Genomic DNA, 12,476 nt, shown 5'->3' on the forward strand with positions numbered 1-12,476 from the left:
TCCCATTCGGCGATAACGCCACGCTTACTCTGGTCCACACACTTGGCGAGCCATTCCTCGTCGTAGGACACCCCGTGCTGTTCCAGTACATCGTCCGGTACTCCGTCCCATACATTGGGCTGGTTCCCCTTGTATCCGATCTCCTCTATCCCGATCTTGCTCGTGTAGAAGCCCGTCATGGTCAGGTTCCGCACCAAGGAGAAGAAGTTCACTTCAAAAGGGCGTTCACTGCCCGGTGTCTCCGGGTCGTAGTATGCGATCCCGTCCAGTATCCCCTTTTGTTGTTCCTCGCCCGCCTTCTTGAACTCCGTGCCGTACTCCGTGTTGCTCTTGTGGTCCAGCCACATGATCCCTCCGCGGATATCCGGCTGTAGCGTCTCCACGTCCTTGGACATGAACTCGATGAAGCCCACAACGTCCGCATCCGATGCCCCTTTGTATTCCTCTGAAGGGGGCAGGATAAGGTCGCACAGTATCGTCAGTGTCTCCACTTCGTGCGGGTTCAAGAACTGTTCGTCCTGTAGCTCGTCGATCAGTTCGATCTCCTGGGGCACCCGGCCCGGGTAGGTGATCTTCGGGGCCTCCGTCAGTTCCGTACCTTCCGTCGAAGGCTTGCAGCCATGTATGGCCAGTCCGCCCGCCACCGAGCCCAGTACTATCGACTTTAAACTCTTTCTTCTGTCCATCTCCTTAAATGTTTTGCTGTTTGAGTTGTTCCACGATATATTCCGAGGCCCTCATCGAGAGCGCCAATATGGTCCATGTACAGTTCTTGTCCGCCTGTGAGGTAAACGGCCCGGCATCCACGATGAACACATTGTCCACATCGTGCAATTGCTGGTACTTGTTCGTCACAGAGGTCTTCGGGTCGTCCCCCATTCTCGTGGTGCCCACCTCGTGGATGATGTTTCCAGGGTTGTGCAGTCCGTAGTTGGTGTCCTTGCCCGGCTTTTTGCCCAAGGGCTCACCGCCCATGTTGATCAATATTTCTTCAAAAGTATCCTGCATGTGCTTGGCCTGGTTGATCTCGAACTGGCTCCATTTGTAATGGAAACGCAATACGGGAATACCGAATTCATCCACCTTGGTCGGGTCTATCTCGCAATAATTGTCCCTTCTGGCAATGGATTCCCCACGGCCGGCCATCCCCACGACAGCTCCATAGTACTTCTTGGCATCGCTGCGCAGCATGTCACCGTAGCCGCCAACCTTGGTCCCGAAGAACTTGTTGAACTCGTTCACGTTGAAGCCGAAACCGTAACTCGGCATGCCCATGCCGCCCCACACCTCGATATGGTAGCCCCTTGGGAAGTCCAACTTTGAATTGTCGCCCCACCACGGTGAGTACACGTGCATTCCCCCTACCCCATCCTCGTTGTAGGAGACCTTTCGGTTCATCAGCCCAGGGACAAAGGCCGCTCTATCGGCCCCCGTGGAATCGTGCAGGTACCTGCCCACCACATCGCTGCTGTTCCCAAGTCCGTTCGGGTGCTGCTTGCTTTTCGAGTTCAAAAGGATACGGGCCGAGCTACAGGCCGAGGCACCGAGCACCACCACTTTCCCTTTCAGTTTATATTCTTTTCTGTCTTCTTTGTTGATATAGGACACCCCCGTGGCCCTGCCCTCCTGATCGGTGGTCACTTCGCGGACCATGCAGTTCACGAAGAGGTCGATCTGTCCCCCGTTCTTCTGTGCCGGGAAGATCAGACAGGTCCCCGCCGAGAAATCGGCGTACACCTGACAGGCGCGGTTACATTGCCCGCAGTAGAAACAAACCCCACGGTCGTTGTTGATCTTCTTGGTCAACATCGACAGACGCGATGGGTACACCGGGACATTGCTCTTCCGGGCCCCCTTGATGTAGAAGAGTTCGTGCAAACGTGGTTTTGGCGGTGGCAGAAAGAAACCGTCGGGATCGTTGGGCAGCCCCTCATTGGTGCCGAACACCCCGATCATCTTGTCCACCTTGTCGTAATAGGGCTTTACATCGTCATAGCTTATCGGCCAGTTGTCCCCGTGGCCGTCCTCGTCCTTGTGCTTGAAGTCCTTCGGGCCGAAGCGCAGGGAGATCCTCCCCCAGTGGTTCGTGCGTCCCCCCAGCATCCGAGAGCGGAACCATTCAAATTGCGTCCCGTCCTTTTGGGTGTAGGGCTCCCCCTCGATGTCCCAGCCACCGTAGGCGGCATCGAAATCGCCAAAAGGGCGGAAACGGGTGCTCTTGCCCCTTCTTGGACTTTCATAGGGCCACTTCAACTGGGTCTGGTGCTCCGGTTTGGCCGGATCGAAAAATGGGCCCGCCTCGACGACCGCGACCTTCAGGCCCGCCTCCGAGAGCACCTTGGCCGACATCCCGCCACCAGCTCCCGATCCCACGATGATCGCATCGTAGACCGTGCCGTTCTCTATTATCTGCATTGTCTGTGTTTGGTTTAGGTTTTATTTCACTTTAAATCAAAATATTACCCCTCCATCAAAAAAGGGCAACATGATTTTCATCTTTTTAGTTGGTTTTAAAGATACTTTTTCTGACCGTAAAACGAGAGACTTTTTTGAAATTTCATTTTGATGGACTATCCTGCAAACTCATCAAAATAACCGATATTTGAGAATCAAACCATCTTAAACCTTACCACCGTCATGCGAAGACTTTTTACGCTCACCCTGGCTCTTTTACTCACTTTCAACATACTTCAAGCTCAAAAAGGAAACAATTCCCCTCTAAAAATCAAAGACATCATGCAAGGGGATGACTTTGTTGGTCCCAGACCATCAAGTGCCTATTGGTCCACGGATAGTCAGACTCTCTACTTTGATTGGAACCCAGATGGAGCGATGAGCGATTCGCTATATGCCTATTCAATAGCAAACAAAGACCTGAACAAAGTGGATTTTTTAACGGCCAACGCATTACCATCTTCCAGATTGACATACAACAACGCAAAAACGGAAGCGGTTTACTCCAAAAATGGCGATATTTTCTTGTTGGATAATGACACGTATCAATCCAAACCCATTACCAAAACACAAGAACGGGAAAGCAATCCACATTTTACCGATGATGGGAAAAGCATAGCTTTTGTGAAGGATGGCGAACTTTTCACTTGGAATATTGCATCGGGCTTGATAGTACAAAAAACACATTTTGTAAAGTCCAAAGGAAGTGAACCGCAACGCGATTCCAAAGATGAATGGCTGTACCAAGACCAATTGGACATCTTTGATGTATTGCAAGAGCGAAAAGCAAAAAAAGATGCCGGTGACCAAATCAGCAAAAAACTGGAGGCATTACAGCCCCTAGAGCTTGAAACAAAAGGAAAAAGGGTCATCAGTCTACAAATAGACCCTTCTGGATCTTATGTTACCTACATTTTGATGGACCGACCAAATTCCAAAGGAACGATCGTGCCCCATTTTGTAACGGAATCGGGGTATACCGAAGACCAAAACACACGTTCCAAGGTTGGTGATGAACCTACACAATACGAAATGTTCGTGTACGATGTGAAAAATCGTGAAAACTACCCCGTGGTTTTGGATAATTTGGAAGGTTTGGATGATGTACCCGAGTACACTAAAGATTATCCCGACAAGACTTACGAAAATAAGGACCGTATCGGTTTCATCAATGGCCCAACATGGAACTCGGATGGAACCCGGGCCATTTTGGATATCCAAGCCAATGATTACAAAGATCGTTGGATTGTTTTGTTGGACCCCAAAACAGGCAAAGTGGAACAACTGGACCGTCAACACGATGAAGCCTGGATCGCTGGTCCCGGTATTAGCAGTTGGGGCGGTGGTTCTTTGGGTTGGATGCCCGATGACAAAAGCATATGGTTCATGTCCGAAAAAACAGGATATTCCCATCTGTACACGATGAATGTCAATAACAAAAAAACAAAGGCATTGACTTCTGGGGATTTTGAAATTTATGGTACGGAATTATCCAAGGATAAAAATAGATGGTATTTCACTTCCAATAAGACACACCCGGGCGACAGACAGTTTTACTCGATGTCGCTCAAAGGGGGTAAATGGAAACAATTGACCAACATGGTCGGTAGAAATGATGTGGTACTTTCCCCAGACGAGGAGAAAATGGCCATCCTCTACTCCTACTCCAACAAGCCTACGGAATTGTTTATCCAAGACAATCCAGTTGAAACGGGAGAAACCCCCAAAGCCGAGCAAATCACACATTCCAATACTGATAATTTTAATGCCTACGACTGGAAAGACCCAGAGATCATCACGTTTAAAGCTTCGGATGGTGCAGAAGTACATGCAAGGCTATATGAACCTGACGCTTCGGTAAATAACAAGGCCGCCGTGATCTTTGTGCACGGAGCGGGCTACTTGCAGAACGCACACAAATGGTGGAGCTCCTATTTCAGGGAATACATGTTCCACAATCTTTTAGTGGACAATGGCTATACCGTGCTCGATATCGATTATCGCGGAAGTGCAGGTTATGGCAGGGATTGGCGTACGGGTATTTACCGGCATATGGGCGGCAAGGATTTGTCCGACCAAGTGGATGGCGCCAAAATGTTGGTGGACGAATACGGAATCGACACGGATAAAATCGGTATTTACGGAGGATCCTACGGTGGATTCATCACACTGATGGGCATGTTCAACGCCCCCGATACCTTTAGTGCCGGAGCAGCCATCCGTTCCGTTGGGGATTGGGCCGCGTACAATCATGGGTATACAGCTCGCATCTTGAATACGCCCGCTACGGACAGTTTGGCCTATAAACGTAGTTCGCCCATCTATTTTGCGGATGGATTACAGGGAGACCTTTTGATTCTACACGGCATGGTGGACGACAATGTGCACTTTCAGGATATGGTGCGACTTTCCCAACGTTTGATCGAACTCGGGAAAGAGAACTGGGAAATGGCGGTTTATCCTGTAGAACGTCATGGCTTTGTGGAACCCTGTAGTTGGACTGACGAGTATACTCGTATTTTCAAGCTGTTCCAAAAATCCCTATTAGGGAAAGAATAATGGATTCCATATCATAAGGTAACTGGAAAACTTTCAGCAAAAAAACATATCTTCCTGCCTGAAAATTAACAATCAAGCTGCATGAAGGCATTGTTGAAAGCGCTCGGCCCTGGTTTATTGTTTGCCAGTATGGCCATTGGCACTTCGCATTTGGTACTTTCCACCAAGGCAGGTGCGCAATATGGATGGGTAATGGTAATTCCCATTGTTCTGGCCAACCTGCTCAAGTATCCCTTTTTTGAGTTCGGAATACGGTACACCACGGTAACGGAGAAAAGTTTGATCGAAGGCTATACCAATTTGGGCAAGACCTATTTGTGGATCTATGCCTTTGTGACCTTGATTTCCACTTTTACCATTTTGGCAGCGCTCTATGTCGTCACAGCAGGCCTGTTCATGAATTTATTCGATGTGACCTCAGTCGGTGCTGGAGTCGTATCATTTGGGCTCTTTGTTTTCATCAGTTTGATTTTGATCATCGGGAAGTACCGATTCCTCGAAAATTCTTTGAAAGCCGTCATCACGATACTTTTTATCGCCTTGTTGATCACAACGGTAATGGTGTTGCAAAAAGGGCCAGTGCCCAATGCCTCAACATACCAAAGACCCGGGATTTTCAATGAGGTCGGCATATTGTTCTTGATTGGATTGGTCGGATGGATGCCTACCGCCGTGGAAGCATCGGGCTGGGTAAGTTTGTGGGGCATGGAAAACCTTAAGACCATGAAAAACAAACCCTCGCTTAAACTTGCCCTCCAAGAATTCAACGTAGGCTATATTTTAACGGCGGTGTTGGCCTTGTTCTTCATGATCATTGGGTGGATGACCCTTTATGGCACAGGAACTGAACTTAGTGGAAGTGCTGTGGTCTTTGCCGATCAGTTGGTCAGTTTATTCACGACCCATATTGCTAGCTGGGCTTACTTTTTTATTGCCGTGGCAGCCTTTGCCACCATGTTCAGTACGTGTATGACAGCGCATGATGCAATTTCCCGCGTGAGCTTGGACGTACTTCAGAAACTTATTCCCCAAAAAAATATCTACAATGGTAAGCACACCTTTGCCTTGATGGTCATAGCGATGGCATGGATCAATTGGATCGTGATCAGTCTGTTCAGTGCCAATATGGGCAATCTTGTGGCGCTGGCCACATTTGTCTCCTTTGTTTTCGCCCCACTGCTGGGTTGGATGAACCTTAAAACGGTAACTGGAAAAGATGTTCCAAAGGAACATCAGCCTAAAATAGGACTGAAAGTCCTGACCTATTGCGGGATGATTTTCCTTTCCCTATTTGCGCTGTACTATTGCTGGATGTTGCTGGTGTAGATTTAATCAAACAGTACATTATCATTGAGTACCACCACCAAGGAACGCTGATTCTTTTTGTGCAATGCCTCCAAACAGAAAACTCCATTGGTACAATTGTTCAGGATTTTATCCTCTCCATAACCTATGGAATATAAAATGCTGTTGGCGGGCACACCTTTCTCCACCAAATATTTCTTAATGGCATCTGAACGTGCTTGGGTAAGTCTAAAATTGGTGCTGCTGCCCCCCCTACTGTCCGTGTAAGTTTCTATTCTAAATTGTGCATTCGGGAATGCCTTGGCGAAATCAACGACTTTGGTCAGTTCGTTTTTGATATCATCCGTGAGTTGGGTGGAACTGGTTTTAAAATAGAAATCATCCATTTTTACCACTTTTTGGCCTTCACGCTCTTCTACCAGATCATCATATAAGGCAATTGGAACATCAAAAGTGCTGTTTTGCAAAGCATCCAGTTCATCTTGCTCAAACTTCTTTATGAATCTTGAGTATCGCTCTCTTGAGGCATCCAATACCAACTCGGTTTCGTATGGAATTTCCAATCGGTATTGCCCTTCATCGTCCGAGATGGTCTTTGCCAGCATCTCCCCGTTCATATCCCACAGGCTTACTGAAGCGTTGGGAACGATTTCTGAAGAACTGCTCGCATTGACCACCGTACCTTTAAAGGTAATGGTCTTGAGTCCGGGTTTCTCGTCCACTTTAAAACCATAGATATCATCTTTCCCTTTTCCCCCTGTGCGGTTGGATGCAAAATACCCCAACAGTCCTTCGCCTTCGTTACGGATGATCATACCAAAATCATCAAACTCTGTATTGATGGGATTTCCTAAATTGATGGGAATCCCGAAACCCTCTCCCTCTATATTGGATTTGTAGATGTCCATGCCACCGAGTCCATAAAACACATCGGAAGCAAAGTAAAAATTATCCTCAAAAATATAGGGTGCGATCTCATTTCCCGATGAATTGATTCGTGGTCCCAAATTGATCGGGGCGGACATGACCTGACCATTATTGGTGTACACAAAATAAATATCGGTGCCTCCAAAGCCATCTTCGAAATCGGCAGAAAAGTAGAGTTTTCCACTGGCGTCATCATAAAAGGGATAATAGAACGATGTGCTCAAATCCTTCAACAACAATTGATACGGTCCTCCGATGGTCTGCTTTGCAATGGCCAAGGCATTCTTCCCATTGGCGTCAAAAGCCAGTGCGCCATCCTGTGTATTGGACAAGACGTAGAAGACACTGTTCAATCCCGATGAAAAGGACGGGGTAGCCTCATGGTAATCGGTATCCTTCAGCTCCTGAAAAGTCTGTAAGGATGTAATTTGTCCCGTTGGCTGAATCTCGGATTCATAAATATTGAAATAGCCTTCATTGCCTGGTTCATAACGTATTTTTTTATTGACTTGCCGCCCACTGGAAAACAATAGTTTGTCGTTGTAAAAACTAGGGGCAAAATCGGTTTGGGGACTATTGCCATCCAAATTGAAGATGTCGTAGTCCAATTGATTTTCATCAGCTCCATTTTGTAGCAACTGATCATTGAACTCCTTGTTCTCCATCAATTCCTTTGGAAAACTTGACGACACTTTAGCCAAAAAATCCTCTGTGTCTTCGGTTTGAGGGGTTTTGGAGAGGCTTTGCAGCATTTTGTTGTAATGATGGGTATCCATCAACGAATCCTGTCCATAGATTTCCATATAGGCCTCCGATGCCTTTTCAAAATTATTCGTCTCGTAATAGGCGTCCGCAAGGTTAAGGAACTGTTCTTTGGTTATCACACCCTTGGACATTTCCTCTTCGTAGGCGTCGACAGCTTTTTGATACTCGTATTGAAAAAAGAAAACATCGCCTTGGGACTTCTTTTTTTGAGCGAAGCTGAAAACCACGCCCAGCAGGAATGCCCAAAGTGTTACTTGTATTTTTGTTGCATGGCTCATGTTAGAAAAATCTAGGGGAATCTATCTGTTTTCCTTTATTGTTTGATTTTTTGCTCTTTGATTTGTTATTGTTGTTTCCAAAGTCAAAACCGCCTCTTCCGATATAGAATTTTAAGATGGCCTCATGGGAACCACCACTGTACTCGCCCAAACCATTGGTGTTGTAATCATAGGAATAGCCAATGAACATTCCGTTGGAAATCTGGAAGCCTGCTAAACCGCTAACGGCATTATCAAAGCGGTAGGAAGCTCCGATGGTCAGCGCATCGATGAACTGAAAGTTGGCCGATAGGTTTACCGTTACCGGGGAACCTTCGAGATAATTTACCAAAAAAGCTGGCTTAAACTTGGTCCGATCGCCTAATTCGAACACATAGCCCCCAATGGCATTGAACTGCATATTGTCCTCCACAATGGTCGCCACTTCATCATTGTACAAGGCATTCGTTAAAAAATTGGGAACAGAGGCACCTAAATACCACTCTTCTTTGTGGTACATAAACAGTCCCGCCCCCACTGTTGGGTAAAAATTACTGTAATTCCCTCCTAGGATGGAACCGTCCGAGGGGTTTTCAAACGTACCCTTGGAATAGTCTATAGTAAGGGACGATCCCCCTGCATTGAGCCCAAAGGAAAGCTTGGTCTCATCGGACAACTGAATTTGGTAGGAATAGGCCACATCAAAATACGTTTGTGTTGACGGTCCGAGCACATCGTTCACAATGTTGACGCCCAATCCCATTTTCTCATTGCTGAAAGGAATGTTGGCACCGCCACGAATGGTGGTCGGCGCACCAGGGATATCCACCCATTGTGCCCGATACAACCCTATGATTTCAGGACTTTCCACCGTACCCACATAGGCTGGGTTGAAACTCCCAATATTGTACATGTACTGGGTGTACTGCGGTTCCTTCTGCGCATGCACACAGCCCACGGTCAACAACAACCCTAGAAACAAAATTCTATATATAGGCAAAGCTTTTTTATCTGGCATTTTTAGTTGTCTCTTACAATTTGTATCCATCCTTTGACCACATCCGTTCCATCGCCATTGAGGTCCAGAATGTAGAAGTAGGTGCCTTTGGGCAAATCCCCGTTCTTACCTGTTCCATCCCACGAACTATCGTAACCATCCATTTGGAAAACACTGTTTCCGTAACGGTCGAATATTTCCAATGTGTTCTGTGGATACAATTCATGGTCCACAAGAGTTAAAGTATCATTGCGACCATCTCCGTTGGGAGAAAAGATGTTACAGATAGCACCTGAGTCCACACACTGATTTCTATTTACGGTAACAGTTACGGTTTCTGAGTTGTTATCCGAAGTATCGTCTGCAGGGACAGAAGACACCAATGAAGCGGTATTCGATATTTGCCCTGCTGCCGTTGTTCTTACCCTCACGGTTAGTGTGGCCCCTGCGTCCGTTGCTTCAAGCAATGCAATAGTCCAGTTCCCCGTATTAGCGTCATATTCCCCAATGGTTGCTTGGGCATCGATAAATTCAAAACCCTCATCCAACACATCGGAGATTACAATATCCGTCACAGTAGTTCCATCCACATTTTCAACATTGACGATGAACTCTACTTCGTCACCAATCAAATAGGTGTCGCTACCATCAACTGTTTTTGTAATAGCCAAATCGATGGTTTCATTTGTAATACAATCTTGTACCGTGATGGTCAATTGTGCGGATGTGGTTTCGGTACAGTTACCTACGGGGTCTGTAGTATACTCAAAAACATATGCTCCACTGGCAAGACCCGTAAAATCAACAATATTATCGGTTCCAATGGTCAAATCACCATTGGAAGGATCCGTAATCACAGTCCATGTTCCTGCATCCTGTCCCATGAGACCATCATCCAAATCAAAGGAAGTCGGTCCATCGTCACTTGAAATATTACAAACTGTCAAATCTTCGATAGGGATACCTGGAGAAAGTGCATTCAATACGGTCGCAACCACTTCCACTCTTTCGGATTCACACCCGTTGGCCGTAGCCGTTACGTAAAAAGATGTCGTTTCGGTCAGGTTGTTTATGCTGTATGTGGCACTGGTGCTGACGATATTGCCAGCTGTAGGAGCATCGTACCATCGGTAACTCACCACTCCTTCATCCACTGATGCAGTTGCCGTCAATGTTATCTCTCCTGGTCCACAACGAGAGTCCTCCGTAGTATCGGTTATCGTGGGAACTGAGTTTCGCACTAAGGTGATTTCCATGACAGGACTGGCACAATCATTGGCCTCATCGTAGAAAAAACCAAAGTACCTTCCAGGCTCCACTACATTGGGCGCATTTAGGAAAGCATCCGTTTCCGTATAATCATCACTTGTACTCCAAGTGAGCACTGTTCCTGCGGGGGCGCCAATAGTAGCGTATTCATTCAAATCAACACCATTGGGGTCATCATCATTAATGAAACCATCTCCGTTAACATCACAAAACTCCAAGTCAACATTACTTCCGGGAGCCGAATTTCCCGCATTACATGGGCCGGAACAATCTTCCACGGTCACGGTAAGTTGTACAGTTTCGTCTCCACAAATCCCTGCACCTGCAACGGTGTAAGTGAACACATAATTTCCAAGCGGTTGACCATCAAAATTGACAATGTTACTGCCATTTATGGTTATGGATGAACCGGGTTGTGCATTGGTTATGGACCATATACCCGGGTCGGCATCCACTGATAATCGATCATCCAAATCAATAATGGTATTTCCATTGCCGGAATCGGCACAAACACTGGTACCTGTAGTTGTTCCCGGGTTGGGCTCTTCATTTACGGAGAGTACAACTTGCACCGTGTTTGGACTAGCACAATCGTTTAAGCTATCGTAATAAAAACCATAAAAAGTATCAGTATCTGCGAGCTGAGTACTTGTTACCACAGTTGAACCCAAATAATCGGCTTCCACACTTGAATCTGGATTGGTACTCCAAACAAGGTTCGTTCCTGCTGGCGGGGTACCGTCTACATAATCGTTTAGGTCTTGGGTATAATCATTGAAGGTTTCCACACAGAACTGCGTACCTGTATCATTTAGTATTGGGGTGCTTGTGCCTGCGGCACAGGAGTCATCATTATTTATTGTAATCGTCGCTGTATCCGATATTCCGACCGTAAAGGATGTTCCTCCCAAATTGGACATTGAAACCTCCAAATTTTCATCACCTTCGATTAGCGCATCTGCAGTTGGGACAACCTCAAAAGTCTGTACCTCGCCTGCGCTTCCTGCAAATGTCAGTGTTTCGTTTACTGATGTATAATCGGAACTTGCTGTTGTCGCCGTTCCATCGGAGGAAGTAACATCCACAGTAAACCCTCCTGCAACCTCATTGTTTAAGGTGGCAGATACGGTAATGGCTCCATCATCTTCATTGCCATTTGCATTAGCGATAGTAACCGAGGCACTGTCATTATCCGTGTTTTGCACCACAATGGATTGTGGCAAAACCCCACTATAGGAGAGGGCGCTATTAAATACATCAACACTTACCACAACATCAAAGTTGACCGTTCCATCTACTATGGCATCGTCAACTCCTGTTACGGTTACAGTTTGAGGAGTATCCCAGTTTGCTGTTGTAAAGGTCAAGGTGGATGGCGAAACCGTTCCTTCTCCTGTATCTTCAGACTCAATATCCAAAACAACATCATTTATTGGTGGCCGCCTATTCAAAACCACTGTAAAGGTATCCGTGGTCCCCGTCTCAGAGGTCGCTGTAGCTCCACCACCCTGTTCTACAATGGTGAACCCGGCTATATCATCGTCCGCATTGTCTACGGAGACCGTTTGGTTAGCCAATCCATCAAAGGCATCATCACTAGCAGCATCGTTCACGCTTATCGTAATGTTATATGTTTGAAGTCCATCGATGATAATATCATCTTCACCTGAAACAGTAATTGTTTGAGGTGTATCCCAGTTACTGTTGGTAAAGGTCAACAGATCTAAGTCCACTGTTCCTTCTCCTGTATCGCCAGATACTATATCAAAAACAACATTACTTATTGGTTGACCATTTAAAACCACAGTAAAAGTATCTGTAGTACCCGATTCTGAAGTGGTTGTTGTACCATCAGATTGCGTAACCGTAAATCCAGCTGTATCGTCGTCGGTAAAACTGCTCGTCCCAACATTTTCCGTAGCGCTCAACGTCCCGTTGTCGGT

General features: G+C 46.5%; 7 protein-coding genes. 2 read left to right on the top strand and 5 right to left on the bottom strand.

Annotation, left to right across the window (positions count from 1 at the left end):
- Both EO132_RS03875 and EO132_RS03880 read right to left on the bottom strand, forming a co-directional pair.
- Nucleotides 1–686, bottom strand: a 686-nt coding sequence (locus tag EO132_RS03875) for a gluconate 2-dehydrogenase subunit 3 family protein (RefSeq protein WP_164732268.1), incomplete at its 3' end; no start/stop codon positions are given.
- 4 nt (nt 687–690) lie between these two features.
- Entirely contained in the window at nt 691–2,415 is a 1,725-nt protein-coding gene (locus EO132_RS03880) for a GMC oxidoreductase (RefSeq protein WP_127136694.1), read from the bottom strand.
- A gap of 222 nt (nt 2,416–2,637) precedes the next feature.
- On the opposite strand from EO132_RS03880, the gene EO132_RS03885 reads away from it, so the two are divergent.
- On the top strand, nt 2,638–5,013 hold the full coding sequence (locus tag EO132_RS03885) for a S9 family peptidase (RefSeq protein WP_127136695.1): 2,376 nt from the start codon (nt 2,638–2,640) through the stop codon (nt 5,011–5,013).
- An 81-nt stretch (nt 5,014–5,094) separates the two neighbouring features.
- Nucleotides 5,095–6,339, top strand: coding sequence for an NRAMP family divalent metal transporter (locus EO132_RS03890; protein WP_127136696.1), 1,245 nt, complete (start codon nt 5,095–5,097; stop codon nt 6,337–6,339).
- A 2-nt stretch (nt 6,340–6,341) separates the two neighbouring features.
- On the opposite strand, the gene EO132_RS03895 is transcribed toward EO132_RS03890, so the two are convergent.
- From EO132_RS03895 to EO132_RS03905, 3 genes are all read right to left on the bottom strand, one after another.
- Nucleotides 6,342–8,288: an OmpA family protein gene (locus EO132_RS03895; protein WP_127136697.1), complete on the bottom strand. Its 1,947-nt coding sequence runs from the start codon at nt 8,286–8,288 to the stop codon at nt 6,342–6,344.
- Between the two features lies 1 nt (nt 8,289).
- Nucleotides 8,290–9,285, bottom strand: coding sequence for a PorP/SprF family type IX secretion system membrane protein (locus EO132_RS03900; protein ID WP_127136698.1), 996 nt, complete (start codon nt 9,283–9,285; stop codon nt 8,290–8,292).
- Between the two features lie 2 nt (nt 9,286–9,287).
- Nucleotides 9,288–12,476 (bottom strand): T9SS type B sorting domain-containing protein (locus tag EO132_RS03905; protein WP_127136699.1); only part of this gene is annotated, 3,189 nt, incomplete at its 5' end.

Source organism: Flagellimonas oceanensis, from assembly GCF_003992595.1.
Taxonomy (GTDB): Bacteria; Bacteroidota; Bacteroidia; order Flavobacteriales; family Flavobacteriaceae; genus Flagellimonas; species Flagellimonas oceanensis.

Excerpts from the sequence above, each read along its gene's own strand:
- EO132_RS03890 (WP_127136696.1), top strand. The coding sequence starts at position 5,095 with ATGAAGGCATTGTTGAAAGCGCTCGGCCCTGGTTTATTGTTTGCCAGT.
- EO132_RS03880 (WP_127136694.1), bottom strand. The coding sequence starts at position 2,415 with ATGCAGATAATAGAGAACGGCACGGTCTACGATGCGATCATCGTGGGA.
- EO132_RS03885 (WP_127136695.1), top strand. The coding sequence starts at position 2,638 with ATGCGAAGACTTTTTACGCTCACCCTGGCTCTTTTACTCACTTTCAAC.
- EO132_RS03895 (WP_127136697.1), bottom strand. The coding sequence starts at position 8,288 with ATGAGCCATGCAACAAAAATACAAGTAACACTTTGGGCATTCCTGCTG.
- EO132_RS03900 (WP_127136698.1), bottom strand. The coding sequence starts at position 9,285 with ATGCCAGATAAAAAAGCTTTGCCTATATATAGAATTTTGTTTCTAGGG.